Genomic DNA, 23,602 nt, shown 5'->3' on the forward strand with positions numbered 1-23,602 from the left:
ACCGTGAGGCTCAGTTCCTGACCGCGCGGGCGCGGCGGAAGAGCACCGCGCCGCCCAGCAGGAGACCGGCGCTGGTCAGCAGGCCCGTGGCGATGTCGCCGGCACCGGTGCGGGCCAGGGACGGACCGCCGTGGCCCATCGACTGCGGCTGGTTGCCACGGCCGCCGCCACCGCCACCACCCTTGTTGTTGTTCTTGTTGTTGTTCTTGTTGTTCTCCTTGCCCGGCTTGTGGCGGTTGCCGTGGTTCTCGGGCTTGTGCGGGTGACCCTTGCCACCCTTGTGGTGGTGGTAGCCACCGGTGTTGGCGCAGGTGTTGCCCACCGCCGGGTTCAGGATCCCGACGATGTCGATCGTGTTGCCGCAGACGTTGACCGGGATGTTGACCGGCGCCTGGATCACGTTCCCGGACAGGACACCCGGGGAACCGACCGCCGCTGCACGCGCCGTGGCGCCGCCACCGTGACCGTGGCCGTAGCCGTCGTCACCGTAGCCGCCGTGGCTCTTGCCGCCGCCGTAGCTCTTGCTGCCGCCCTGGCCGTAGCCCTTGCCGCCGTAGCCGCCCTTGCCGCCACCCTGGCCATAGCCCTTGCCGCCGCCGTAGCCGCCGCTCTCCTTCTTCCCGTAGCCCTTGCCCTGGCCGTAGCCCTGGCCCTCGCCGCGGTCGATGGAGCCGTTGACGCAGGTGTTGCCCGCCGCCGAGTTGAGGAGCCCGATGACGTTGACGGTGTTGCCACAGGCGTTGATCGGAATGTTCACCGGCGCCTGGATGGTGTTGCCGGACAGTACGCCCGGAGAGCCGGCGGCGACCCCGGACGCGTGGGAGTCCGCGTAGGCCATACCGCCGGTGACGGCGAGCACGCCGCCTGTCGCGACTGCCGTGAGCAGCCCCTTTTTCGCGACTTGTCGCATTGAATGTCCCTGCCTCTTGCTTTTTCCGATACGGAAACCGGCGGACTGTCGCCCGCCGGGGGAATGAATGACCCCCCGGGGCCGGATGACCGGTGTCCCACCCCTAGCCGGTGCGGCGGCCCCGGAACGCGGAGATGGCGTATCCGGGGCCGCCGGGATCAGGCCTGCAGCAGTGCGGCCCGCCGCGACGTCAGTTGTTGAAGCAGGCGTTGCCCAGGGCCGGGTTCAGCAGCCCCACGATGTTGACCGTGTTGCCGCACAGGTTGACCGGGATGTTGACGGGCACCTGGATCACATTGCCGGAGAGGACCCCCGGGGAACCGACGGCGGCGGCCTGAGCGCCGGAGTCGGCGACGGCCACGCCGGCACCCGCAGCCACGAGCCCTCCGGTGACAGCGGCAGCAGCGACGACCTTCTTGATCATTTTTCCTCCTTGTTGGCAAAACGGCCCCAACCTCGGACCGCACACGAACCAACGACCAGGGAGGAGGCGCGCTACTGCCGCCAGGATTCATTCACTCTTTTCGGCTAAGCGGCAAGAAATGTCGATAATGCGAGCGTCGTTTCAGCAGTTCGCGAGGAAACGGTCGAGAACGCGCACGCCGAACTTCAGTCCGTCGACCGGCACCCGCTCGTCAACGCCGTGGAACATTCCGGCGAAATCGAGCTCCGGCGGCAGCTGCAGCGGCGCGAATCCGAAGCAGCGGATCCCCAGGTCGTCGAAGGACTTGGCGTCGGTCCCGCCGGACAGGCAGTACGGGACCGCGCGGGCGATCGGGTCCTCGGCCTTCAGCGCCGCCTGCATGGCCTCGACCAGGGCGCCGTCGAAGCTGGTCTCCAGCGCCTTGTCGGAGTGCACGTCCTCGCGCTTCACCCGGGGGCCGAGGATCCGGTCCACGTCGGCCAGGAACTCCTGCTCGTGCCCGGGCAGGAAGCGGCCGTCGACGTGCGCGGTGGCCTGTCCGGGGATGACGTTCACCTTGTAGCCGGCGCCCAGCATCGTGGGGGCCGCGGTGTTGCGCAGCGTGGCCCCGATGATCTTGGCGATGCCGCCCAGCTTGGCGAGCGTCGCGTCCATGTCCTCCGGGTCGAGCTCGGTACCGAGGGCGTCGCCCAACTCGTCCAGGAAACCGCGCACGGACTTGGTCACCCGCACCGGGAACTCGTGCCGGCCGAGCCGGCCGACCGCCTCGCACAGCTCCGTGATGGCGTTGTCGGTGTTGGTCATGGACCCGTGGCCGGCGGTGCCGTCCACGGTGAGCCGCATCCAGTGCATGCCCTTCTGGGCGGTCTCGATCAGGTACAGGCGGACGTCCTCGTTGACGGTGAAGGAGAAGCCGCCGACCTCGCCGATGGCCTCGGTCACACCCTCGAAGAGCCCGGGGTGCCGGTCGACCAGATGCCGCGCCCCGTAGACGCCGCCCGCCTCCTCGTCGGCGAGGAAGGCCAGCACGATGTCGCGGGGCGGCCGGCGGCCGCTGCGCAGCATGTCGCGTACGACGGCCAGGGTCATCGCGTCCATGTCCTTCATGTCGACCGCGCCGCGGCCCCACACGCACCCGTCGGCGATCTCGCCGGAGAAGGGGTGGTGGGTCCAGTCGTCCGCGTTCGCGGGCACGACGTCGGTGTGGCCGTGGATCAGCAGGGCCGGACGGGAGGGGTCCGCGCCGGCGATGCGGGCGACGGTGGAGGCGCGCCCCTTGTGCGACTCGAAGATCTGCGGCTCCAGGCCGACCTCGGCAAGCTTCTCCGCCACGTACTCGGCGGCGGCCCGCTCACCCGGCCCGGAGTGGTCGCCGTAGTTGCTGGTGTCGATCCGGATCAGGTCCCGGCAGAGGTCGACGACCTCGTCCTCTCCGGTGGTCGTACGGGCGGCCGAGCTCGACTCACTCACGGTGTCTCCTTCGTTCGTCGGTCCCGGCCATCCTCCCGCGCGGCCTCCGCGGCCCGCGAGGGCCCCTGGGCGGCCGGCGCGCTCCCGTCCCAGGAAGCGCGTGATCGGGGACCTCCGGATGTTTGCTATTGTTTTCCACGTCGCCGGGCCAAGTGCCGGGCGGCCGACACCTTGTCCGGGTGGCGGAATGGCAGACGCGCTAGCTTGAGGTGCTAGTGCCCTTTATCGGGCGTGGGGGTTCAAGTCCCCCCTCGGACACCACGCAAAAACCTGTGGGCGGCATGGCCGGGAGACCGGCGGTGCCGCCCACAGGCTTTTGCGGCGTGCTGCCGGTGGGCCGTCCCCGCGCCCGGGACGTCAGCCGCTCCTTCGGTTCGCCGGGCTGCTCGGGCCGCTGCGGCTTGCCCGCCCTGGCGCCCCGGGGCGGGCGGCGGCGGAGCGGCCGGGGACGAGGCGGGGCACGGGCTCCTGGACCTGATCCTGGACCGGGCGACGGCGCGCCGGCGCGTCGCCCGCCGCGGGGCCACTTCATGCCGGCGACGCTGGTGGAGTCCCAGTTCGCGGTCCTCGAACCCCTCGCGGCGGACGAGCCGGGCCTGCGGGTCGACGCGACGGCCGACCCCGCCGCCAACGCCGCCCGGCTCCTCGACGCGCTCGCCGAGCGGCGGCCCTGACGCAGCGGCGCACGCACACCGGACGACACCTGCTCCGCCGTCCCCGCCAGGGGGTGACGGGCGTTCGGCCGACTGGTCGCGCCCGGCATGACAGCACCGGCACTCCGGGGCAGCGTTGCCTTGGCACCGCTCTCCGCACAGACGAGGACGCTCACCATGGCAGATCTCCGGCGGCACGGCATTCGCGCCGGCGCCCTGTTCCTTCTGCTCGGCGCCGCGGGCTGCTCGGGCGTGACCCCCAAAGCGGTGGGCTCGGTGGTGTACACCACCCCCGACAACAAGGTGGTGCAGCTGAACAACCCGTCGGTGGACGGCTGCCACCAACTGCCGCCCACGGGTGCCAGGTCCATCGCGAACAACACGCTCAACGACGTGATCCTGCACACCGGTCCCGGCTGCGAGAACCTGGAGGGCACGGAGAGCTACTACCTGGCGACGAAGACCAGCAACCCGGGCATGCCCGACGCGGAGCCGTGGATGAGCTTCACCGTGGTCGGCGGGAACGCCTGACCGGCGGTCATCAGGGGCCGGACTCGGCGGCGTCCAGGGAGACGGGCACGGCCCGGACCGGTATCCGGCCGCCGGCAGGGCGTCCAGCCGTACGGACGGAATCCGGGGCGCCCCCGTCGCGGGCCGGGGGCAGGGGGTCGGGGCAGGGGCACGGGGGCCGCCCTCACGGGCACATCCACGGCCCGCACCCGACTCGCCGGGCCCTTGGGCCGGGCTGTTTGAGTCGCTCGGCGTATGCGCTGATGCCGGGAATCCGAGGGACCCGCAGGACGGTGACGGCGATGACCGTGGACGACCGGTGGAGATCCCCCGGCGAGCAGGCCTCGCGGCACGCGGCCCGCGAGATGCCCGTCACGGCCGCGACGACGCCGGACGTGGCGCTCGTCCGGCCGGAGGCTGCCCGCCGCCGAGCGGCGGCAAGGGCGGGATGTCCGGCCCCTGCGGTAGCAGTTCGGCCACCGCGAAGGCGACGACGACCGCGAGCACCACGACGGGCACCGACTCGATGTTGCCGAGCAGGAGCACCACGAGGACCACGCTGCTCACCGGCAGGCGCATCGCGGCGGCGGTGGCCGCCGCCATGCCCGCCGCCATCGCCGGGACGACCCCGAAACCCGGTAGCGGGGCGGCCAGGAGACCGGCGGCGCCGCCGAGGAAGAGCGAGGGGAAGACCGGGCCGCCGCGCAGGCTGCCCAGGCAGAGCGCGTAGCCGGCGCCCTTGCAGAGCAGCACCGCGACCAGGGCGCCGGCCGGCCAGGCGTGCGGGTCGGCGGCCATCTGCGACAGCACCGCCTGCCCGGAGGAGGCGACCTCCTCCGGTGTCCGGCCGGTGGCCAGCGCGTACACGGCGGCGCAGGCGCCGACGGCGAGTGCGCAGAGCACGATGTGCGGCAGCGGCCGCCGGGAGACGAACGCCGCGGTGGCCTTGCCGCCGGTGACCGTCTGGTGCACGGCCGTCCCGACCACCAGGGCGAGCAGCACGCCCCACACCACATCGCCCGCGTCGAGCGTGGGCGCGCGGGGCAGGCCGATGTCGAGATGAGACGTCTTCAGCCCCGTCCAGCGGCCGAAGCCGGTGAACACGATGCCGCCCACGCCGCAGGCGAGCAGGGCCGGCAGCATCACCGCGAACAGCTGGGGCCCGCCGACCCCGGCCACCTCCATCAGGAGCACCGCGGCCACCACCGGGTTGCCGAAGATCGTGGCGATCGCCGCCGCGGAACCGGCCGCGCCGAGCAGCGCGCTGCTCTGCGGGGTCGCCGGCGAGCGGACCATGTCGCGGAAGAGCAGCGCCAGTCCGCCGCCGAAGGCGATGAGCGGGGCCTCGGGGCCGAGCACCGCGCCCAGCGGCAGGCCCGCCAGGGCGGCGAGGACCACGCCGGGCAGGGCGGACGGGGTGAGCCCGCCGGTGTGCAGGCCGCCGGCCGGGATGTGGCCGCCGCGGCCCGGCATACGGGTGACGACCAGGCCCACGATCGCACCGGCGAGGGTGAGCAGCGGCAGCGGCCACCACCACGCAGGGGCCTGCAGGCCGAACCGCCCGGGCAGCACCTCCCACAGCAGCCGCTCGAGTTGGTCGAGCGCGACCAGGAACCAGAAGGCCAGGACGGACACCGGGATGCCGATCACCGCGGAGAACACGAGCGTCCTGCGGTACTCCGGACGGCGCAGTAGTTCGCGCAGCTGGTCGGCTTCCTGAGGCTGGTTCCCGGAATGGCTGATCGCCGGCCTCCTCGCTCGCGAATGGGGCGGAACGGGTGATGTCCGGCGAGACTACCGACGCGGGGCCGCACAGCGGCGCAGGCCACGCTGGACGTTAGGGTGAGCCGACCGCGCGAGGAAGCGCGGCCCCGACGTATCTGGAGGTGCCATGGCCGCCCCCACCTGGGTCGCCGTGCCGGACGACTCCCCCTTCGGCGTCCACAATCTGCCGTACGGGGTGTTCACCACGGCGGACCGTCCGCGGGAACGCCGGATCGGCGTCGCGATCGGAGACCACGTGCTCGACGCGGGCGCCGCCGCGCGCGCCGCCGGAGCCGGAACGGCCGGGCCGGAGGCCGGGCTGCTGACGGCGCCCACGCTCAACCCGCTGCTGGCGGCCGGGCGTTCGTCCTGGACGGCGGTTCGGTCGATGATCAGCGCCTGGCTGACGGACGAGGCCCACCGGGCGGCCGTCGAACCGCATCTGCTGCCGCGCGACTCCGTCACGCTCCATCTCGCCTTCGACGTCGCGGACTACGTCGACTTCTACGCCTCCGAGCACCACGCCACGAACGTCGGCCGGATCTTCCGCCCGGACGGGGAGCCGTTGCCCCCCAACTGGAAGCACCTGCCCATCGGTTACCACGGCCGCAGCGGCACGGTCGTCGTCTCGGGGACGCCGGTGGTGCGTCCCCACGGGCAGCGCAGGGGCGCCGGCCTGTCCGCTCCGTCCTTCGGGCCGTGCGAGCGGCTGGACTTCGAGGCCGAACTCGGCTTCGTCGTCGGCGGCCCGACGGCGCAGGGCGAGCCGGTGCCGCTGGCGGCGGCCGAGGAGCACGTCTTCGGGGTCTGCCTGCTCAACGACTGGTCGGCCCGGGACATCCAGGCCTGGGAGACCGTGCCGCTCGGGCCGTTCCTCGGGAAGTCCTTCGCGACCTCCGTCTCGCCGTGGATCGTCCCCCTCGACGCGCTGTCGGCGGCCCGCGTCGACCCGCCACCGCACGACGTGGGAATCCTGCCCTACCTGGACGACCGGGGCGCGGGGACGCCGCCGCGCGGGCTCGACATCGCCGTGGAGGTCCGGCTGCGGGGCGAGGTCGTCTCCCGTCCGCCGTTCTCCACCATGTACTGGACGTACGCCCAGATGCTCACCCACATGACCGTGAACGGCGCCTCGTTGCGAGCGGGCGACCTCTTCGGCTCGGGTACCGTCAGCGGCCCGCGGCGCGAGCAGCGGGGCGCGCTGATCGAGCTGACGTGGAACGGCGAGGAGCCGCTGGTGCTGGCGGACGGCACGAAGCGGACGTTCCTGGAGGACGGTGACGAGCTCGTCATCTCGGCGACCGCCCCCGGTCCCGGCGGCACCCGCATCGGCTTCGGCGAGGTCGCGGGCCGCGTGGTGGCGGGACCGGTACCCGTGTGAATTGACCTGCTCAGGGGTCTGTCCGAGTCCCGGCTCGGCGTGATCTCCTACGCCTGACGGCGCGGCGTCCGGCCACGGCACGCCGCGCCGTCGCGTACGCGAGCACGCCCGTCCGCCCCGAAACGACCCGGACCCGCAGGGGAGCCATGTCCGAGACGCTGCCCTCCGCACCCGCCGAGGACGCCGGCCGCGCGTCCGCCCCACCGCTGCCCCGGCGGGTGCGGATCGGTTACGGCCTGGGCTCGCTGGGCACCGGCACCTTCGGCACGGTGCCGGGCCTGATCCTGCTCTACTACCTCACCAATGTGCTGGCCGTCCCGGCGGCGGTGGCGGGCGCGGCCGTCTTCCTGCCCAAGGCGTGGGACGTACTGATCAACCCCCTGGTGGGCGCGGCCGCCGACCGCAGCCGCCTGCAGGGCGGTTCGCGGCGGCCGTTCCTGCTGGCCGGGGCGCTCACGCTGCCGCCGCTGTTCGCGCTGGTCTTCGCGGCGCCGCCGTTGCGCGGGGCCGCCGCCGCGGGCTACGTGGCGGCGCTCTTCCTGCTGGCCGCCACCGCCTATGCCGTCTTCCAGGTGCCGTACGTGACGATGCCCGCCGAGATGACGGAGGACCCGCACGAGCGCGCCCGGGTGCTGGGCTGGCGCGTGGGCTTCCTCGGCGTGGCGATCCTGCTGTCGGGGGCGCTGGCCCCGGCGGTCGCCCACGAGCGGGGCGACACCCCCGCGAGCTACCGGCTGATGGGGGTGCTGGTGGCGGTGCTGCTGCTGGCGGGGACGCTCGGCGCCTGGCATTTCACCCGGCACGCCCCGTCGGTCGCCCGCAGCGAGTCGGAGCCGTCGCTGTGGGCGCAGTTGGCGGCTGCCCGGGACAACCGGCCGTTCCTCTTCCTGGTGGGGATGTGGACGCTGCAGGCCCTCGCCGTGGGGATCATGCTGGCCGGGGTCCAGTACTTCGCGACGTACACCCTCGGCGCGGCGAAGGCCGTCACCCCGCTGTTCGTCTGCATGATCGGCCCGCTGGTGCTGGTGATGCCGCTGTGGAGCCGGCTGGCCCGGGCGCGCGGAGTGAAGTACGCGCAGTGGTGCGCCTCGCTGCTCTTCGTCGTCGCCGCCGCCCTGCTCGCCCTCACCCCTTACGCGGGGCCGGAGCTCGGCTACCCGGCGGTCTCGGCCGTCGGGATCGCCTACGCCGGACTGCAGTTGCTGCCGCTGACCATGCTCGCCGACACCCTCGCCGCGGACGCGGTCCGCACGGGGCGGCGCCGGGCTGCCACCTTCACCGGGCTGTGGACGGCCGCCGAAACCCTGGCGTTCGCGCTGGGCGCCGGGGCCTTCGCACTGGTGCTGGCGGTGAGCGGGTTCCGTTCCTCGGACGCCGCGCACCACGCCGACCAGCCGGACTCGGCGCTGACCGGCATCACCGCAGGCATGAGCGTGCTGCCCGCGGTGCTCGCCGCCACCAGCCTGTGGCTGCTCCACCGCTACCGGGAGGACACGGCCGGCCCCGGCCCGCACACCACCGGCCCGCACACCACCGCCCGCACCGACCCGCCCGAGGACGCCGACGACCATGCCCACTGAGCCCGCTCCCTCACCCGCCCTCCCCCAGGGCCGCCCCGCCGACGAGGTGCTGGCGCGGCTGCGCGAGCTGCGCGCGCAGGACGCCCCCACCCGCGGCGGCCGCACCTTCGCGTACGTCTACGACTCCGGGCTGTCCGGCGTGGACGAGCTGGCCGCATCGGCGTACGCGGCGTTCGCCACCGTCAACGGGCTGGACATGACGGTCTTCCCCAGCGTCGCACGGCTGGAGAACGACCTGGTCGCCGCCGCCGTGGCGCTGCTCGGCGCGCCCGGCGCCCAGGGCACCTTCACCAGCGGCGGCACCGAGTCGATCCTGCTGGCCGTCAAGACCGCCCGCGACCACGCACGTGCGGTGCGCGGGGTGACCGCGCCCCAGCTGGTCCTGCCCTCCACCGCGCACGCCGCCTTCCACAAGGCCGCCGCCTACCTGGGTCTGGATACCGTGGTGGTGCCGGTGGACCGGGACACGCTGCGGGCCGACGCGGCGGCCGTGGCGGCCGCGATCACCGACCGCACGGCGCTGGTCGTCGCCTCGGCCCCCTCGTACGCCCATGGGGTGGTCGACCCGGTGACGGAGATCGCCGCCGCGGCCGCAGGGCGCGGCGTGCTCTGCCACGTCGACGCGTGCATCGGCGGCTGGCTGCTGCCCTACCTGCGGCGCACCGGGCGGGACGTGCCGGCCTTCGACCTGTCGGTGCCCGGGGTGACCTCGCTCTCGGTGGACCTGCACAAGTACGGCTACGCCGACAAGGGCGCCTCCGTGGTGCTCTACCGGGACGCCGAGCTGCGCCGCCACCAGTACTTCGCGCACGCGGGCTGGCCGGGGTACCCCGTGGTCAACCCGACGGTGCAGGGCACCAAGTCGGCCGGGCTGCTCGCCCAGGCGTGGGCCGTGCAGCGGCACATCGGGGAGGACGGCTACCGCGCACTGGCCGAGCGCACCGCCGCGGCCGCCGACCGGCTGCTGCCGGGGCTGCGCGCCGTCGAGGGGGTGCGGGTGCTCGGCGATCCCCAGGCCGGGCTCGTCGCGTTCACCCTGCTCGGCGCCGACGGCACGCCGGACCTGAGCCTGCTGCTCCACCTCGCCGACGAGATGCGCGAACGCGGCTGGTACCTGCAGCCGCAGCTGTCCTTCGACGGGCTGCCGCCCAACCTGCACCTGACCCTGACCCCCGCGTCGGCCGGTCTGGTCGACGCGCTCCTCACCGATCTGGACGCGGCGCTGAGGGCGGCGCGCGCCCTGGAGCCGGTGGGCGTGGACCCGGTGGTCGCCGAGTTCGCGGCGGGGCTCGACCCGGACACCCTGGGTCCTGAGGAGGTGGAGGCGGTACTGGCCTTCGCCGGCATGGGCGGGGACACCGGCCTGCCGCGCCGGATGGCCCCGGTGCTGGCGCTGCTGGACGCACTGCCCGTACCGCTCAAGGAGCGGTTGCTGACGGAATTCGTCGGCGCGGTCTTCCGCGTCTGACGACGCGCGCGGCCTGGGTCGGCCGGGGGCGGCACGTACGCCTCGGCGGGGTCCGCGAGACCGGCCAGGCCGAGCCGGCCGCGGCGGCGGCACGGAAAGCGACGCGGACGCCGAGGCGTGCAGGCCTCTCGGAACCGGCCGGACCAGCCACCACCGCGTACGCGAAGTCCGGCTGCAACGGCAGCGTGACGTCGGTGCCCCCCGCGAGGGCGAGGTCGGCGCCGACGATGGGCGTGTGCACGGTGCCGGGCGAGGCGGCGCCGTCCAGCTCGCCGAGGACCACCGTGGCGGTGAGACCGCCACCGCCGTGGAGCACCGGCAGGTCGGCGTGGTGCTCGAAGGCGGGCTCGCGGTGCCGGGCCGCGTCCGGGAGGGCGACCCACAGTTGGGCGCCGTGCAGGAGGCGGGCGTGCTCGCGCGGGGATTCCTCCGAGTGGGCGATGCCCCGGCCGGAGGTCATCAGGCCCAGTTCCCTCGGCCGCACGGTCTGCAGGCTGCCGAGGGTGTCGCGGTGCAGCACCTCGCCCTCGTGGAGCCAGCTGACGGTCTGCAGCCCGATGTGCGGGTGCGGGGGCACCTGCATGCCGGGCTGGTCGGCGATGTCGTCGGGGCCGTAGTGGTCGACGAAGCACCAGGCGCCGACCATGCGGCGCCCGAGGTTGGGCAGCAGACGGCGTACGACGCTGCTCTCGCCGAGCGGGACGAGGCGTCCGGTGAGGAGGTCGTGGACGGGCCGCGCGGACACGTCCTCGCGCCCGCCGCACGTGGCGGGCACGGGATGGACATCGAGGTTGCTCATGGCGCGATCATGCCTCGCGGCGCTGCCCGGGGACGAGCACCGCGGGGATGTCGGCCTCCAGCCCGCGCAGGTACTCGCCCAGCCCCTTGGCCTGGGGGTCGGGGCGGGTGGAGGCGGCGACGCCGTCGCCGAGCAGGCCGTGGACGACGAAGTTCAGGGCGCGCAGGTTGGGCAGTTCGTAGCGGCTGACGGGGAGCTTGGTGGTCTCCGGCAGCAGGGCACGCAGCCGTTCGACGTCCAGCCACGCGCGCAGCCAGGTGTAGGCGGCGTCGTCGCGGGTCCACAATCCGACGTTGGCGTCGCCGCCCTTGTCGCCGGAGCGGGCGCCGACGAGCAGGCCCAGCGGTGCGCGCACGGTGGGGCCGCCCGCGGGGCGGGCGGGCGGGGCCGGGGACTGCGCGGGGACGCGCACCGACGTGACGGGCGGGCGCGGGACGGGGATGCGGGTGCCGTCGTGCAGCACGACCTCGGGGTGGACGACCGCGGCGGGGACGAGGGCCGGCCAGTGGACGCCGTACTCCGTCGGCCGTGGCGAGAAGTGCTCCATGTGCAGCCCGGGTGCGGTGGACAGGCCCGTGCCGACGACGGCGCCGAACAGGGAGCGGCCGACCTTGTCCTTGTCGGGGTCCTTGACCGTGAGGGTGAGCCGGGCGCCGGTGGCGGTGGGCTCGGTGCGGACGTCGTACGTCTCGAAGCCGGACGGGCCGCCGGTCGCGTCGAGCAGGGACGCCTCGGCGAACCGGGCCTTGGCCTCGATGTCGGGCCCGGTGAGCACGAAGGTGGCCGAATTCCGGTAGCCGCCGAAGTGGTTGAGGCAGACCTTGAGGGTGTCGGGGGCGGGCTCGCCGCGGGCGCCGCTGACCAGGACCCGGTCGGGCCCCTCCTGCTCCAGGGTCACGGTGTCGAAGCGGGCGACGACGTCGGGGTTGAGGTAGGAGGGGCGGTCGATCTCGTACAGCAGCTGGGCGGTGACGGTGTCGACGGTGACCGCTCCCCCGGTGTCCTGGTGCTTGGTGATGACGGCGGAGCCGTCGGGCCGCAGCTCGGCGATGGGGAAGCCGGGGCGCACGGGCCGTTGGATCTCGGTGAAGAAGGAGTAGTTGCCGCCCGTGGCCTGGGCCCCGCACTCGATGATGTGCCCGGCGGTGACCGCGCCGGCGAGCCGGTCCCAGGCGTCGGTGGCCCAGTCGAAGGCCCAGGCGGCGGGACCGACCACCAGGGAGGCGTCGGTGACGCGGCCGCAGATGACGACGTCGGCCCCGGCGCGCAGGGCCTCGGTGATGCCCCAGGCGCCGAGGTAGGCGTTGGCGGTGAGCGGGCGCACGCCGGCGTCGGCGAGCGGGAGACCGCCGGCCAGGTGGGCGAACGGGTGGCCCTCACGCTGGAGTTCGGGCAGCCGGTCGAGCAGGTCGTCGCCCTCCAGGTGGGCGACGGAGGGGTTCAGACCCGCCAGGGCGGCCAGCTCGCGGAGCTTGCCGGCCAGCCCGGCGGGGTTGAGTCCGCCCGCGTTGACGACGATCTTGATGCCGCGGTCCAGGCAGGTGGCCAGGACGTCGCCCATCTGGGCGAGGAAGGACAGGGCGTAGCCGGCCTCGGGGTCGCGCTGCCGGGCCTTCCAGAGCAGCAGCATCGTCAGCTCGGCGAGGTAGTCGCCGGTCAGTACGTCGATCGGGCCGCCCTCGACCATCTCGCGGGCGGCCGACAGGCGGTCGCCGTAGAAGCCGGAGCAGTTGGCGATGCGCAGGGTCTCACGTCGCTGGGTCATGTCCCTCGCCGTCAGCGGTGTCGGTGTTCAGATGTGGGTGGGGATGGTGCGCGGGGTTCAGGCGGCCGTCGCGCGCAGCGACTCGACGTGGCGGCGGATCTCCCCCGGTGAGAGGTAGATGTCGGTGACCTCGAAGTCCTTCAGCGCGGCCGGCCTGCGGGCCTGGAACCCGGTGCGGACGAAGTCGTCGCCGGCGACGGCGTTGAGGAACCAGCCCGCGGCGGCGCGGAAGCGCGCGGGGAAGGTGCGCAGCGCGCCGAGGTGGTAGCCGCGGGCGACGACCTGGGCGGGGAGGCCGCTGAGCGGGACGCCGAGGGGCTTGGAGACCGCCTCGATCCCGCCGAGGTCCACCACGAGCCCGAGGTCCCGGTGCCGGTAGGGCTGCGGGGGGCGGCCGTGCAGCGTGGCGACCACGTTCTCGGCGACGGTCTTGCCCTGCCGGAGGGCGTGCTGGGCGGTGGGCGGGCAGACCGCGTCGCCGCCCACCGCGAGGTCGGGGACCGCGGCCGAGTCGCCGAGGGCGAATACCCCGTCGGCGCCGGGGACGCGCATCTCGGCGTCGGTGACGAGCCGGCCCTGGGCGATCTCGGTGCCGAGGGTGTTCACCAGCGGGCTGGACACGACGCCGGCGGTCCAGATCAGGGTGCGGCACGGCAGCTTGCGGCCGTCGGTGAAGGTGACGGTGTCGGGGGTGACCTCGGCGACGGAGACGCCGAGCGAGACCTCCACGCCGCGCTCGCGGACGATCTGCAGCGCCTTCAGGCCGAGCTTCTCGCCGAGTTCCGGCATCAGGCGGGGCGCGATGTCGATCAGGTGCCACTTGATCATGGCCGGGTCGAGGCGCGGGTAGCGCTTGACCGCCGCGGTCGTCAGCCGCTGCAGCACGGCGGCCGTCTCGGTGCCCGCGTAGCCGCCGCCGACCACCACGAACTGCAGGCGGGACTCCCGCTCGGCCTGGTCCGTGGTGGCGGACGCCAGGTCCAGTTGCGCGATGACGTGGTCGCGGATGTACGCGGCCTCCGCGAGGGTCTTCATGCCGCGGCCGTGCTTGGTGAGGCCCGGGATGTCGAAGGTGCGGGTCACGCTGCCGGGGGCCAGCACGAGGTAGTCGTACGGCTCCACGAGCTCCTCGTCGGTGATCTTCTTGATCACGACGGCCTTGGCGGCCGGGTCGACCCCGATCGCCCGGCCGGGTATGACGGTGGTGCGGTGCAGCATCCGGCGCAGCGGGACCGCGACCGCCTGCGGGGTGAGCACCCCGGCGGCGACGTGCGGCAGCAGGGGCAGGTAGAGCTGGTGGCTCCAGGGCGTGACCAGGTGGATCTCGGCCTCGTCGTGGTTCAGCCGCCGTTCCAGCCGGTGCGCGCACTCCATGCCCGCGAAGCCGCCGCCGACGACCAGGATCCTGGGTCGCTTCATCACTCGCCTCCCGTAGGACCGTTCGGGGCCCGATTCCCTACCCGCGGCGTGTGCGGATACGCCTTCGGCCACGCTCGCACACGCCTCGTCGCGGCGCGAACGGAGCGGCGGCGGCCGCGTGCGGCACGCTACCGGCCCCGGCGTGCGGAAATGAAGGGGCACGGAGGGCGGGCCCCGGCTGTCCGGGCGCGGGTCAGCCCGCCGGTCGCGCCGCCGCCCGGGACGTGACGCGGCAGCGGGCCGGTCCGCGGGCCTGGAGGGTGATGCCGGCGCCGAGCGGGACGTCCTGGTCGAGGGCGGTCAGTGCGTGGCCGCGCAGCAGCACGGCGAGGGCGAGCACGCACTCCGGCCACCTGCCGGGCGCTCGGGGGGGGCGCGCAGACCCGGTAAGCCGGCGCTGAAGCGGACGAGGTCCCCGTGGTCGTGCCGCGCGCGCTCGTACGTGTCGAGGGGCTCGCGCAGCAGTTCGATCACCGACCCGGGCGGCGGCATCCCGCCGGGCCCGGCACCTTCGTGTGAGCGGTCGTCACGCGTCGCTTCCGTGCGCGGTCCGCCGGCGCCGGGAGCGGTGCCGGGGAGCTTGGCCGGAACCCGCCGCGGGGCCGATCATGTGCCCACGGACACCATGGGCACCAGGACGGACGGGGAGGCACCATGCAGGACGCTCCGCGCTCGGCGGACGAGCTGCTGGACATCGTGGACGAGCAGGACCGGGTGGTCGGCCGGACGACGCGCGGCGAGGCCACCGCGCGCGGCCTGCGGCACCGCTGCGTCTTCGTCCTGGCCAGGGACGGCGAGGGGCGCGTTTTCGTGCACCGCCGCACCGCGGGGAAGCTGGTCTTCCCCTCCCTCCACGACATGTTCGTCGGCGGTGTGGTGGGCGCGGGCGAGCGGTACGACGACGCGGCACTGCGCGAGGCGGAGGAGGAACTGGGGGTGTGCGGTCTGCCGCGCCCGACGCCGCTGTTCAGCTTCCTGTACGAGGGCACGGGGGCGGCGGCCGGTCACACCTGGTGGTCCCGGGTGTACGAGGTGCGCTGCGATCCGCCGGTGTCGCCGCAGGCCGAGGAGGTCGCCTGGCACGGCTTCGTGACGGAGGAGGAACTGGAACGCCTCCTGCCGGAGCGGGAATGGGTGCCCGACGGCCTGGAGGCGTGGCAGCGGCTGCGCGACTGGCGACGACGAAGGTGACGCTGATCAGCAGCGCCCAGGCGCCGAACTTGGCGAGGGAGACCGGCACCCAGCCGTGCTGCTGGTCGGGGTAGCGCCAGGCGCCGACGTAGGTGGCGGCGTTCTCCGCGACCCAGAGGAAGAAGCCGATGAGGACGAAGGAGAGCGCCAGTGGCATCCGCAGGCGCGCCCCGTCGACCGTGAAGTGCACCCAGGTGCCCGCCGTGGCCCACAGCAGAGCGACGGCCAGCAGCCACCGCGCGTCGGGCAGCCAGTGGTGGGTGAAGAAGTTGAGGTACACCGCCGCGGCCAGGATCGTCATGGCCCGGCGGCGGTAACCGGTCAGGCCCAGTTCGAACAGCCGCCAGGCGGCGCACACGTAGCTGCCGACGGCGGCGTAGAGGAAGCCTCCGTACAGCGGGACGCCGCCGAACTTGGTCAGCGCGGGTTCGGGGTAGCTCCAGGAGCCCAGGTGCACCTTGACGAATTCGAAGAGCAGCCCGACGGCGTGGCACACCGCGATGACCGCGACGTCACTGCCGCGTTCCCAGCCGCAGGCCCAGAACAGCGCGCTGAGCGCCACCCCGTAGCACAGCAGCAGGTCGTAGCGGGCGACGGGCAGCGGTGGCAGCAGCCGTGAGCCGGCCACGCCCGCCAGGAGCGCGACGGCGAAGGCGCAGCAGCGCGCCTCCGTCCAGCCGAAGAGCACGAGCCTGCGGATGCCGGTGACGATCGGTCCCATGGGGAGGGGGACATCGCCGCCCGCCGCCCCGGTTCCGCGCGCGAGGCGGCGGGAGGCGGCGGGAGGCGGCGGGATCAGTCGAGGGAGCGCAGGGCGGTCCCGACGGCGTCCTCGACGAACGCCCGGCCGAGGCGGGCCCGGCCCACGACGCGCAGGCCCTGCACGAAGGTGGTGAGGAAGCGGGCGAGCTCCACCGGGTCCTTGCCGGCGGAGATCTCCCCCCTGGCCTTCGCCTTCTCCAGGGCCGCCGCGAGGGCGGACTCCAGCAGGCGCAGGGTGACCGTGACACGGTCCACGGTGCCGGGGTCGTCGCCGCGCTCCGTGGCGGCGTTGACCAGCAGGCAGCCCCGTTCCGGGTCCGCCAGGTCGTCCTCGACCATCTGCGTCAGGGCGGTGCGGACGGCGGGGCGGATCTCGTCGGCGTTCTCCAGGAGTTCGACGAGTCCGCCGGCGTACCGGGAGCAGTAACGCTCCAGGGCGCGGGCGTACAGCTTGTCCTTGGAGCCGAAGGCGGCGTAGAGGCTGCCGCTGCCGATGGAGAGCTCGGCCAGCAGGTCCTGGAGCGACGTCGCCGCGTAGCCGCGGCGCCAGAACAGGTCCATCGCACGGTCGAGCGCCTGGTCGATGTCGAACTCCCTGGTGCGCGCCATGGCGCGAGCCTACCATTTCTGGATCAATTGATACACTACGGCTCCCCCGGGACCCACCCAAGGCGCGCCCGGCCGGACCGCGCTCGATACTGTGGGGCCGTGATCAAGCATGTGCGGGCCGCGGTCGGGGCGGTCGCCCTGTGGTTCACCCCGGCACGGGTGCGGGCCGAGGGGACGACGCCCGACTACCGCTTCTCGCTCGCCAACGAGCGGACCTTCCTCGCGTGGCTGCGCACCGCGCTCGCACTGGTGGGCGGCGGCTTCGCGGTCGACCAGTTCCTCCGGGACCTGCGCCGGCCGGTCCGGGTGACACTCGCGGTGGTGCTGGTGGTCGGCGGCGCGATGTGCGCGGTCCGCGCGGTGAACCACTGGGTGCGCTGCGAGCGGGCGATGCGACGCGGGGAGGATCTGCCCGTGTCCCGCTTCCCCGCCGTGCTGGCGGTGCTGGTGGCCCTGATGGCGGTGGCGATGCTGCTCACGGCGACGCTGGGGTGGGCGGGCTGATGACCGCCCCGGGCGGGGACACACCGCGGGACCCGGGCCTGCAACCGGAGCGGACCCGGCTGGCCTGGCGGCGCACCACGCTGGCCTTCTCGGTCGCGGCACTGCTGGCGGGACGCGAGGCGGTGCTGCGCGGGGTGTCGCCGGCCGGGTTGCTGGGGCTCTCGCTGTGCGCGCTGGTGTGGCTCGCGTTCACCGTCACCACCCACCGGCGGATCACCGCCCTGGGCTCGGCACGGCCCGCCGTGATGACGTCCAGGACGGCGGCCTGGGCGGTGCTGTACGTACTGGTCCTGGCCGCCGCGGGAGCGCTGCTGGTCTTCCTCGGGCCCCGCTGAGGGCCGGCCACGGAGGCGAAGTCCGGAGGCGCCCCGCGAGGGGCCGACGCTTGAAGTCGTCAAGCTAATGATTTACCATCTCAAGCTTTTGAGTACACTCGAAGACATGAGCGCCCCGACCGCCGCGACGACCGCGCAGCCCACCAAGATCGAGCTGCTGGAACTGCTCGCCGCCATCGGCACCGCGCAGTGGCAGGACTTCGCCGCCGCGGCCGCCCGGCACGGGCTGACTTCCATGCAGGCCAAGGTGCTCGCCCAGCTGGGCGGCCCGGTGCCCATGCGGGGCCTCGCCGAGCGGCTGGTGTGCGATGCGTCCAACGTCACCGGCATCGTCGACCGCCTCGAGGCGCACGGCTTCGTCCGCCGCGAGGTGAGCGCCACCGACCGCCGGGTCAAGAACGTCGTCGCCACCGGCCTCGGGCGTGAGACGATCCGCCGCGTCCGCGACGAGATGCAGGCCACCCATGGGGCGCTGGACAGCCTGGACGAGACGGAGCAGGCGGCCCTGTACACGCTGCTGGAGCGGCTCCGCCCGGTCATGGAGGCCCGCGGCAAGGACCGCTAGCGCGAAGGCCGGCCCGGCAGGGCGCGGGAACCGGAGCGCCGGCGGGAGCGGGACGTCGGCCGCGACGGCGACCGGCCGCGCAGCGGGGCGACGAGGGCGCGGACCTCGCGGTCCGCGAAACCGGGTTCCCGCGCGATCACCCGCACCAGCTCCTCGCGCACCGGCCGTCCGCGCCCCGCCCGGACCAGTGCCAGCGACTCGGCCAGCGCCGCGGGGAGGTCCGGGCCGTGCCAGGGCTCCGCGGCGTACGCGTCGAACCAGCGCGGCGGCGGGAAGGACGGCTGCAGCTTGGCCTGCTCGTTCCCGAAGTACGACCACACCCACGGGTGCAGGGACACCCCGACGACGTGCCCGGCCGGCAGGGCGCGGGCCCAGCCGCCCGTCGTGTGCTGCTGCCAGCGCCAGGTGTGGGGGCTGGTCCGCCGGCGGGCCGTCACTCCGACGAAGCGCAGTTTGCGGCGGATCACCGGCCACGGCTCGCGGCTCTCGCGCACCCATGCGGCGAGGGCGGCGAACAGCGTGTCATAGGTGCCGCCCTCGGAGACCAGGTCGACCAGGGCCACCGGGCGGCTACGACGGGCCAGGGCGTGCGGCGCGAGCCCGGCCGCGGCGAGGTGCTCGCGCAGCCGGGCGGTGTGGGCGGGCTCCGGCTCCGGGCGCAGGCGCAGCGACAGCGGCAGGCGCAGCAGGCCGCCCTCCCGGGACGAGCCCTCGAAGGCACCGGTCAGAAGGTCGTACATGCTGTCCAGGGAGCGTCCGACGAAGCAGAGGTCGGCGCCGCCCGAGCGGGCGAGCACCAACCCCGTGCACGCGGTCAGTTCGGGCAGGTACCACAGGTCTGGGCGCGCGGCGCCCTCGGTCAGGGTGCCGAGCCGGTCCGGCGGCGCACCGCCGCGGGCACGCGTCAGCGCCCAGCGGTACGGCTGGGGAGGCGGGGCGTCCGGCGCGGCGGTCATGACCCCCAGTGCACCACCCCAACTCCGCAGCGGTCACCTGGATTTCGGTCCGCCGAAACGTTCCGCTCGACGTGTCTCGAACATAGAGTCGCCCTGGGTGCCACGCGGCACCCGGCGGGGTGAGGGAAAGGGCACACGGCGGTGAGGTGCGAGCGATGTTCCTGATCACCGGGATCCCCGCGTCGGGGAAGTCGACCGTGGCGCAGGCGCTGGCCGAGCGGCTGCCCCGCTCGGCGCACGTCCGGGGCGACACGTTCCGGCGGATGATCGTCGGCGGGCGGGCCGAGGCACTGCCCGGCGACGGCTCGGGGGACGTCGCGGGCCTGACCGAGGAGGCTCTGCGGCAACTGCGGCTCCGGCACACCCTGGCGGCGGCCAGCGCGGACGCGTACGCGGCGTCCGGGTTCACCCCCGTTCTGCAGGACGTCATCCTCGGCGACGAACTGCCGCGCACGATCGCCCTGTTGCGCACCCGACCGCTGCACGTCGTGGTCCTCGTCCCCTCCCCGGAGACGATCGCCGCCCGCGAGGCGGGCCGGACCAAGCGGGCCTACGGCGCGTGGACCCCCGCCGACCTCGACCGGGCTCTGCGCGCGGGCACCCCGCGGATCGGCCTCTGGCTGGACACCTCCCGCCAGACCCCGCAGGAGACCGTGGACGTGATTCTCCGCCACGCCGGCCCCACCGGCTGACCCCGTGACCCCCGCCCCCGCACCCGGTACGGCGCGGCCGCACGGCAGGGGGGTCAGGGGGCCAGGACGTCCAGTTCGCGCAGCGCGCCGACGCAGATCTCGCGCATCAGGCGCTCCGCGGCCTCCGCGTCGCGGGCACGGACGGCCTCGGCGACGCGGACGTGGAGGGTGACCGCCTCCGGGTCGGGGGCGCTGAACATGACGTGGTGCTCGGTGCGCCCGGTGAGCACCTCCGCGACGACGTCGCCGAGGCGGGCGAACATCTCGTTGCCGGACGCGGCGAGCATCACGCGGTGGAAGGCCACGTCGTGCACCAGGTACTCGTCGAGGTCGGCGGCCCGTCCGGCCGCGGCCATCTCGGCGGCGAGGACGGTCAGTTCGCGGCACTGCCCGGGGGTCGCGGCGGCCGCCGCCAGACCGGCGGCGACGGGCTCGACCGCGGTGCGGAGCATGGTGAGCGAGCGCAGCTGCCGGGGCCGGTCCGCGCCGGCGAGCCGCCAGCGGATGACGGCCGGGTCGAAGACGTTCCACTCCTCGGTGCGGCGCACCGTGATGCCGACCCGGCGCCGCGACTCGACGAGGTGCATGGCCTCCAGGACGCGTACGGCCTCGCGGACGACGGTGCGCGAGACACCGTACTGCCGCTCCAGCTCGTCGATGCGCAGCACGGTGCCGGGCGGGTGCGCGCCCGAGGCGATGGCGGGGCCGAGTTCCGCCAAGACACGGGCGTGCAGGCCGCCGTGCTCTCCCTGCCGATCCATGGGCGACAGCCTATGCGGGAACGGCCTCGTATGACGATTTGATTTCGAACCCTTGAATAAGTAGTACCTATGGCGTTTCCTGGGGCGGTCACGCGGACGAGGAGGTACCTGTGATGACCGAGGCAGGCCAGGAAGGCCCGCATCTCCCCCTGGTGGTGGTGATGGGCGTCTCCGGCTCGGGCAAGTCCACCGTCGGGGGGCTGCTCGCCGAGCGGCTGGGCGTTCCGTACGCCGAGGCGGACGACTTCCACCCGCCCGCCAACATCGCCAAGATGTCGGCCGGGCACCCGCTGGACGACGAGGACCGCGCGCCCTGGCTGGACGCCATCGCGGCGTGGATCGTCGGGCGCGGCGACCGCGGCGGCGTGGTCAGCTGCTCGGCGCTGCGGCGCCGTTACCGCGACCGGCTGCGCCGGGACACCCCCGGGCTGTTCTTCGTCCACCTCCACGGCTCCGAGGAACTGATCGCCACGCGCCTGGCGGTGCGGATGCAGCACTTCATGCCCGCGGGCCTGCTGCACTCCCAGTTCGAGGCGCTCGAAGCGCTGGAGCCCGACGAGGCCGGCGCGGTCGTGCCGATCGACGGCAGCCCCCAGCAGATCGCCGAGCGCGCCCTGGGCGCGCTCCCCCACTGAGCCCCCTTCCCCCTTCCCTCCCCCCCCACGGAGTAGAACGTGTCTGCACTCAGCGCCGAGTTGCTGGCCGCGGCCCCGGCGGCGACGGAACCGATCACCAGCGCGGGCGACACCCAGCTCGCCCTCGCCGCGCTCGCCGGCATCGCGGTGATCGTCCTGCTGATCACCCGCTGGAAGATGCACGCCTTCCTCGCCCTCACCATCGGCACCGGAGTCCTCGGTGCCGTCGCGGGCGCCCCCCTCGCCAAGACCATCGCCAGTTTCACCACCGGCCTCGGCGCGACCGTCGCGAGTGTGGGCGTCCTCATCGCGCTCGGCGCGATCCTCGGCAAGCTCCTCGCCGACTCCGGCGGCGCCGACCAGATCGTCGACACGATCCTCGCCAGGACGAGCGAACGCCGGCTGCCGTGGGCGATGGCGCTCATCGCGGGCCTGATCGGGCTGCCGCTCTTCTTCGAGGTCGGCATCGTGCTGCTGATCCCGGTCGTGCTGCTGGTGGCCCGGCGCGGCAACCACTCGCTGATCCGGATCGGCGTCCCGGCGCTGGCCGGTCTGTCCGTGATGCACGGCCTGGTGCCGCCGCACCCCGGCCCGCTCGCCGCGATCGACTCCATCCACGCGGACCTGGGCACCACTCTCGCGCTCGGCGTGCTCGTCGCCCTGCCCACCGTGGCGATAGCCGGCCCGCTCTTCGGGCGGTTCGCCGACCGCTGGGTGAAGGTCACCCCGCCCGACCACCTCACCCCCACCCGGGCCTCGGACGACCTGGAGAAGCGTCCGGGCTTCACCCCCACCGTGGCCACGATGCTGCTGCCGGTGGTGCTGATGCTCGGCAAGGCGCTGGTGGACGTCCTCGTCGACGACCAGGGCGGCCTGGTCTTCCGGATCTTCGACGTCATCGGCTCGCCGCTGGTCGCCCTGTTGTCCGCCGTGGTCCTGGGCATGTTCACCCTGGGACGGGCGGCCGGCTTCACCAAGGAGCGGATCTCCACGACGGTGGAGAGGTCGCTCGGCCCGATCGCCGCCATCCTGCTGATCGTCGGCGCGGGCGGCGGCTTCAAGCAGACCCTCATCGACGCCGGCATCGGCAACATGATCCTGAACTGGTCGGACGGCTGGAACATCTCGCCGCTGCTGCTGGCCTGGCTGATCGCCGTCCTCATCCGGGTCGCGACCGGCTCCGCCACCGTGGCCACCATCTCCGCCGCGGGTCTGGTCGCGCCGCTGGCCGAGGGCATGACCTCGACGCACGCCGCGCTGCTGGTGCTCGCCGTCGGCGCCGGCTCGCTGTTCTTCTCGCACGTCAACGACGCGGGCTTCTGGCTGGTGAAGGAGTACTTCGGGATGAACGTCCCGCAGACCCTGAAGTCCTGGTCCGCCATGGAGACCGTGATCTCCGTCGTCGGGATCGTCTTCGTCCTGCTGCTCTCGCTCGTCTTGTAGGCGACGCCCCCGCGTCGCCGCGCGTACGCCCTTTCCTGGTACGTTCCATGCGTCTGACCAGGGAAGGGCGTCGAAATGTCACAGCTGCACACCGAGCACCCGTTCGCCGAGGAAGTGGCTCCCGGGGTCCACGCCTACGTCCAGCCGGACGGAGGCTGGTGCCTCAACAACGCGGGCTGGGTGACCGACGGGAACACGACGCTGCTGATCGACACCGCCGCCACCGAGCGCCGGGCCCTGATGCTGCGCGACGCGCTCGTCGCCTCCGGCGCGCCGATGCCCGCGCACGTGGTCAACACCCACCACCACGGTGACCACACCTACGGCAACAGCGTCTTCGCGGAGGAGGCCCGGATCATCGGGCACTCCGCGTGCGTCTCCGAGCAGGTCGCGGCCGGCCACCAGCTGCACGCGATCTGGCCGGACGTGGAGTACGGCGAGGTGCCGGTGATCCCGGCGACGGTCACCTACGAGGACCGGCTGACCCTCCACGTCGGCGAGGAGGAGGTGCAGCTCCTGCACCCCGGGGTGGCCCACACCCTCGGCGACACGATCGTCTGGCTCCCGGGGCGCAAGGTCGTCTTCACCGGCGACCTGGTCTTCAACGGAGGCGCGCCGTTCGTCCCCATGGGCTCGCTCGAAGGCTCGTTGCGCGCCCTGGAGGTGTTGCGCTCGCTCGACGCCGAGGTCGTCGTACCCGGGCACGGCGGCATCTGCGACCCCTCGGTGTACGCCACCGTCGAGGGCTACCTGCGGTTCGTGGCCGAGCTGGCGGCCGAGGGCCACAAGGCGGGTCGGACGCCGATGGAGGTGGCGCGGGCGGCCGACCTCGGCGAGTTCGCTGCGCTGCGCGAGCCGGAGCGGCTGGTCGCCAATCTGCACCGCGCGTACGCGGAACTGGACGGCCTGCCGCTCGGCTCGCCGCTGGACCTGCCGCCCGTGATCACCGACATGGCCGTGCTGAACGGCGGCCGGATCCCGGAGTGCCTGGCCTGAGGCCGGCCCG

The 23,602-nt window shown here is 73.7% G+C and carries 24 protein-coding genes, 1 tRNA gene and 1 pseudogene; 14 read left to right on the forward strand and 12 right to left on the reverse strand.

Going from position 1 to position 23,602, the window contains the following annotated elements; genetic code table 11:
- Positions 1-10: 10 nt before the first annotated feature.
- The 3 genes from AC3EUJ_RS19965 to AC3EUJ_RS19975 form a co-directional block, all read right to left on the reverse strand.
- Positions 11-910, reverse strand: a complete 900-nt coding sequence (locus tag AC3EUJ_RS19965; RefSeq protein ID WP_431963173.1) for a chaplin — start codon at positions 908-910, stop codon at positions 11-13.
- 190 nt (positions 911-1,100) lie between these two features.
- Positions 1,101-1,334, reverse strand: coding sequence for a chaplin (locus AC3EUJ_RS19970; RefSeq protein ID WP_431963175.1), 234 nt, complete (start codon positions 1,332-1,334; stop codon positions 1,101-1,103).
- Between the two features lie 141 nt (positions 1,335-1,475).
- A complete protein-coding gene (locus tag AC3EUJ_RS19975; RefSeq protein ID WP_431963177.1) occupies positions 1,476-2,804 on the reverse strand; it encodes a M20/M25/M40 family metallo-hydrolase in 1,329 nt (442 codons plus the stop codon).
- Positions 2,805-2,977: 173 nt separating this feature from the next.
- On the opposite strand from AC3EUJ_RS19975, the gene AC3EUJ_RS19980 reads away from it, so the two are divergent.
- The 3 genes from AC3EUJ_RS19980 (at position 2,978) to AC3EUJ_RS19990 (ending at position 3,988) form a co-directional block, all read left to right on the forward strand.
- A tRNA-Leu gene (locus AC3EUJ_RS19980) sits at positions 2,978-3,065 on the forward strand.
- Positions 3,066-3,334: 269 nt separating this feature from the next.
- Positions 3,335-3,478, forward strand: a complete 144-nt coding sequence (locus AC3EUJ_RS19985) for a hypothetical protein (RefSeq protein WP_431963179.1) — start codon at positions 3,335-3,337, stop codon at positions 3,476-3,478.
- Between the two features lie 156 nt (positions 3,479-3,634).
- On the forward strand, positions 3,635-3,988 hold the full coding sequence (locus AC3EUJ_RS19990) for a hypothetical protein (protein WP_431963181.1): 354 nt from the start codon (positions 3,635-3,637) through the stop codon (positions 3,986-3,988).
- A gap of 351 nt (positions 3,989-4,339) precedes the next feature.
- Here AC3EUJ_RS19990 and AC3EUJ_RS19995 read toward each other — a convergent pair whose 3' ends face one another.
- Complete coding sequence (locus AC3EUJ_RS19995; protein WP_431963183.1) at positions 4,340-5,629, reverse strand: chloride channel protein; 1,290 nt, start codon at positions 5,627-5,629, stop codon at positions 4,340-4,342.
- Between the two features lie 229 nt (positions 5,630-5,858).
- Between AC3EUJ_RS19995 and fahA the strand changes: the two genes are divergently transcribed.
- The 3 genes from fahA to AC3EUJ_RS20010 all read left to right on the forward strand — a co-directional run bounded on the left by fahA (position 5,859) and on the right by AC3EUJ_RS20010 (position 10,160).
- Positions 5,859-7,112, forward strand: a complete 1,254-nt coding sequence (gene fahA / locus AC3EUJ_RS20000; RefSeq protein WP_431963185.1) for a fumarylacetoacetase — start codon at positions 5,859-5,861, stop codon at positions 7,110-7,112.
- Between the two features lie 146 nt (positions 7,113-7,258).
- Positions 7,259-8,692 carry an MFS transporter gene (locus tag AC3EUJ_RS20005; protein ID WP_431963187.1) on the forward strand — a complete coding sequence of 478 codons (1,434 nt, stop codon included), beginning with the start codon at positions 7,259-7,261 and terminating at the stop codon, positions 8,690-8,692.
- Positions 8,682-10,160 carry a pyridoxal phosphate-dependent decarboxylase family protein gene (locus AC3EUJ_RS20010; protein WP_431963189.1) on the forward strand — a complete coding sequence of 493 codons (1,479 nt, stop codon included), beginning with the start codon at positions 8,682-8,684 and terminating at the stop codon, positions 10,158-10,160. The genes AC3EUJ_RS20005 and AC3EUJ_RS20010 overlap by 11 nt, the downstream gene beginning before the upstream one ends.
- On the opposite strand, the gene AC3EUJ_RS20015 is transcribed toward AC3EUJ_RS20010, so the two are convergent.
- From AC3EUJ_RS20015 to AC3EUJ_RS20030, 4 genes are all read right to left on the reverse strand, one after another.
- Positions 10,111-10,959 (reverse strand): pirin family protein, encoded by an 849-nt coding sequence (locus tag AC3EUJ_RS20015; protein WP_431963191.1) that lies wholly within the window; start codon positions 10,957-10,959, stop codon positions 10,111-10,113. The two genes, AC3EUJ_RS20010 and AC3EUJ_RS20015, sit on opposite strands and share 50 nt — an antisense overlap.
- Positions 10,960-10,966: 7 nt before the next feature.
- The gene (locus AC3EUJ_RS20020) at positions 10,967-12,724 is read right to left on the reverse strand and encodes an acyclic terpene utilization AtuA family protein (RefSeq protein WP_431963193.1); all 1,758 of its coding nucleotides are present in this window, start codon (positions 12,722-12,724) and stop codon (positions 10,967-10,969) included.
- A gap of 57 nt (positions 12,725-12,781) precedes the next feature.
- Positions 12,782-14,143 carry an NAD(P)/FAD-dependent oxidoreductase gene (locus tag AC3EUJ_RS20025; RefSeq protein ID WP_431963195.1) on the reverse strand — a complete coding sequence of 454 codons (1,362 nt, stop codon included), beginning with the start codon at positions 14,141-14,143 and terminating at the stop codon, positions 12,782-12,784.
- Positions 14,144-14,336: 193 nt separating this feature from the next.
- Positions 14,337-14,483, reverse strand: coding sequence for a hypothetical protein (locus AC3EUJ_RS20030; RefSeq protein WP_431963197.1), 147 nt, complete (start codon positions 14,481-14,483; stop codon positions 14,337-14,339).
- Positions 14,484-14,797: 314 nt separating this feature from the next.
- Between AC3EUJ_RS20030 and AC3EUJ_RS20035 the strand changes: the two genes are divergently transcribed.
- Positions 14,798-15,334 carry an NUDIX hydrolase gene (locus tag AC3EUJ_RS20035; protein ID WP_431963199.1) on the forward strand — a complete coding sequence of 179 codons (537 nt, stop codon included), beginning with the start codon at positions 14,798-14,800 and terminating at the stop codon, positions 15,332-15,334.
- A gap of 52 nt (positions 15,335-15,386) precedes the next feature.
- Here the strand turns inward: AC3EUJ_RS20035 and AC3EUJ_RS20040 are convergent.
- Together AC3EUJ_RS20040 and AC3EUJ_RS20045 are read right to left on the reverse strand one after the other, a co-directional pair.
- Positions 15,387-16,055 (reverse strand): annotated as a pseudogene (locus tag AC3EUJ_RS20040) (DUF817 domain-containing protein); the annotation flags it as partial.
- A gap of 74 nt (positions 16,056-16,129) precedes the next feature.
- Positions 16,130-16,705 carry a TetR/AcrR family transcriptional regulator gene (locus tag AC3EUJ_RS20045; RefSeq protein WP_431963201.1) on the reverse strand — a complete coding sequence of 192 codons (576 nt, stop codon included), beginning with the start codon at positions 16,703-16,705 and terminating at the stop codon, positions 16,130-16,132.
- A gap of 111 nt (positions 16,706-16,816) precedes the next feature.
- Between AC3EUJ_RS20045 and AC3EUJ_RS20050 the strand changes: the two genes are divergently transcribed.
- The 3 genes from AC3EUJ_RS20050 (at position 16,817) to AC3EUJ_RS20060 (ending at position 18,109) form a co-directional block, all read left to right on the forward strand.
- Positions 16,817-17,209 carry a YidH family protein gene (locus AC3EUJ_RS20050; protein ID WP_431963294.1) on the forward strand — a complete coding sequence of 131 codons (393 nt, stop codon included), beginning with the start codon at positions 16,817-16,819 and terminating at the stop codon, positions 17,207-17,209.
- Entirely contained in the window at positions 17,209-17,544 is a 336-nt protein-coding gene (locus AC3EUJ_RS20055) for a DUF202 domain-containing protein (RefSeq protein WP_431963203.1), read from the forward strand. The genes AC3EUJ_RS20050 and AC3EUJ_RS20055 overlap by 1 nt, the downstream gene beginning before the upstream one ends.
- A 106-nt stretch (positions 17,545-17,650) precedes the next feature.
- A complete protein-coding gene (locus AC3EUJ_RS20060; RefSeq protein ID WP_431963205.1) occupies positions 17,651-18,109 on the forward strand; it encodes a MarR family winged helix-turn-helix transcriptional regulator in 459 nt (152 codons plus the stop codon).
- On the opposite strand, the gene AC3EUJ_RS20065 is transcribed toward AC3EUJ_RS20060, so the two are convergent.
- Complete coding sequence (locus AC3EUJ_RS20065; protein ID WP_431963207.1) at positions 18,106-19,065, reverse strand: hypothetical protein; 960 nt, start codon at positions 19,063-19,065, stop codon at positions 18,106-18,108. The two genes, AC3EUJ_RS20060 and AC3EUJ_RS20065, sit on opposite strands and share 4 nt — an antisense overlap.
- A 155-nt stretch (positions 19,066-19,220) precedes the next feature.
- Here AC3EUJ_RS20065 and AC3EUJ_RS20070 point away from each other — a divergent pair, with 155 nt between their 5' ends.
- Positions 19,221-19,757, forward strand: a complete 537-nt coding sequence (locus tag AC3EUJ_RS20070; RefSeq protein WP_431963209.1) for an AAA family ATPase — start codon at positions 19,221-19,223, stop codon at positions 19,755-19,757.
- A 53-nt stretch (positions 19,758-19,810) separates the two neighbouring features.
- Here AC3EUJ_RS20070 and AC3EUJ_RS20075 read toward each other — a convergent pair whose 3' ends face one another.
- On the reverse strand, positions 19,811-20,518 hold the full coding sequence (locus AC3EUJ_RS20075; RefSeq protein ID WP_431963211.1) for a FadR/GntR family transcriptional regulator: 708 nt from the start codon (positions 20,516-20,518) through the stop codon (positions 19,811-19,813).
- 113 nt (positions 20,519-20,631) lie between these two features.
- On the opposite strand from AC3EUJ_RS20075, the gene AC3EUJ_RS20080 reads away from it, so the two are divergent.
- The 3 genes from AC3EUJ_RS20080 (at position 20,632) to AC3EUJ_RS20090 (ending at position 23,592) form a co-directional block, all read left to right on the forward strand.
- Positions 20,632-21,153, forward strand: a complete 522-nt coding sequence (locus AC3EUJ_RS20080) for a gluconokinase (RefSeq protein ID WP_431963213.1) — start codon at positions 20,632-20,634, stop codon at positions 21,151-21,153.
- Between the two features lie 39 nt (positions 21,154-21,192).
- Positions 21,193-22,596, forward strand: coding sequence for a GntP family permease (locus AC3EUJ_RS20085; RefSeq protein ID WP_431963215.1), 1,404 nt, complete (start codon positions 21,193-21,195; stop codon positions 22,594-22,596).
- A 75-nt stretch (positions 22,597-22,671) separates the two neighbouring features.
- Positions 22,672-23,592: an MBL fold metallo-hydrolase gene (locus AC3EUJ_RS20090; RefSeq protein ID WP_431963217.1), complete on the forward strand. Its 921-nt coding sequence runs from the start codon at positions 22,672-22,674 to the stop codon at positions 23,590-23,592.
- Positions 23,593-23,602 lie beyond the last annotated feature (10 nt).

The sequence above is a fragment of the Actinacidiphila sp. bgisy160 genome, assembly GCF_057707815.1.

Bases quoted from the DNA above. Each gene is read 5' to 3' on its own strand.
- AC3EUJ_RS20005 (WP_431963187.1), top strand. From the start codon at position 7,259: ATGTCCGAGACGCTGCCCTCCGCACCCGCCGAGGACGCCGGCCGCGCG.
- AC3EUJ_RS20070 (WP_431963209.1), top strand. From the start codon at position 19,221: ATGTTCCTGATCACCGGGATCCCCGCGTCGGGGAAGTCGACCGTGGCG.
- AC3EUJ_RS20025 (WP_431963195.1), bottom strand. From the start codon at position 14,143: ATGAAGCGACCCAGGATCCTGGTCGTCGGCGGCGGCTTCGCGGGCATG.
- AC3EUJ_RS20075 (WP_431963211.1), bottom strand. From the start codon at position 20,518: ATGGATCGGCAGGGAGAGCACGGCGGCCTGCACGCCCGTGTCTTGGCG.
- AC3EUJ_RS20080 (WP_431963213.1), top strand. From the start codon at position 20,632: ATGACCGAGGCAGGCCAGGAAGGCCCGCATCTCCCCCTGGTGGTGGTG.
- AC3EUJ_RS19985 (WP_431963179.1), top strand. From the start codon at position 3,335: ATGCCGGCGACGCTGGTGGAGTCCCAGTTCGCGGTCCTCGAACCCCTC.
- AC3EUJ_RS20060 (WP_431963205.1), top strand. From the start codon at position 17,651: ATGAGCGCCCCGACCGCCGCGACGACCGCGCAGCCCACCAAGATCGAG.
- AC3EUJ_RS20010 (WP_431963189.1), top strand. From the start codon at position 8,682: ATGCCCACTGAGCCCGCTCCCTCACCCGCCCTCCCCCAGGGCCGCCCC.
- AC3EUJ_RS19970 (WP_431963175.1), bottom strand. From the start codon at position 1,334: ATGATCAAGAAGGTCGTCGCTGCTGCCGCTGTCACCGGAGGGCTCGTG.
- fahA (WP_431963185.1), top strand. From the start codon at position 5,859: ATGGCCGCCCCCACCTGGGTCGCCGTGCCGGACGACTCCCCCTTCGGC.
- AC3EUJ_RS19990 (WP_431963181.1), top strand. From the start codon at position 3,635: ATGGCAGATCTCCGGCGGCACGGCATTCGCGCCGGCGCCCTGTTCCTT.
- AC3EUJ_RS20090 (WP_431963217.1), top strand. From the start codon at position 22,672: ATGTCACAGCTGCACACCGAGCACCCGTTCGCCGAGGAAGTGGCTCCC.
- AC3EUJ_RS20035 (WP_431963199.1), top strand. From the start codon at position 14,798: ATGCAGGACGCTCCGCGCTCGGCGGACGAGCTGCTGGACATCGTGGAC.
- AC3EUJ_RS20045 (WP_431963201.1), bottom strand. From the start codon at position 16,705: ATGGCGCGCACCAGGGAGTTCGACATCGACCAGGCGCTCGACCGTGCG.
- AC3EUJ_RS20015 (WP_431963191.1), bottom strand. From the start codon at position 10,959: ATGAGCAACCTCGATGTCCATCCCGTGCCCGCCACGTGCGGCGGGCGC.
- AC3EUJ_RS20065 (WP_431963207.1), bottom strand. From the start codon at position 19,065: ATGACCGCCGCGCCGGACGCCCCGCCTCCCCAGCCGTACCGCTGGGCG.
- AC3EUJ_RS20055 (WP_431963203.1), top strand. From the start codon at position 17,209: ATGACCGCCCCGGGCGGGGACACACCGCGGGACCCGGGCCTGCAACCG.
- AC3EUJ_RS19965 (WP_431963173.1), bottom strand. From the start codon at position 910: ATGCGACAAGTCGCGAAAAAGGGGCTGCTCACGGCAGTCGCGACAGGC.
- AC3EUJ_RS20020 (WP_431963193.1), bottom strand. From the start codon at position 12,724: ATGACCCAGCGACGTGAGACCCTGCGCATCGCCAACTGCTCCGGCTTC.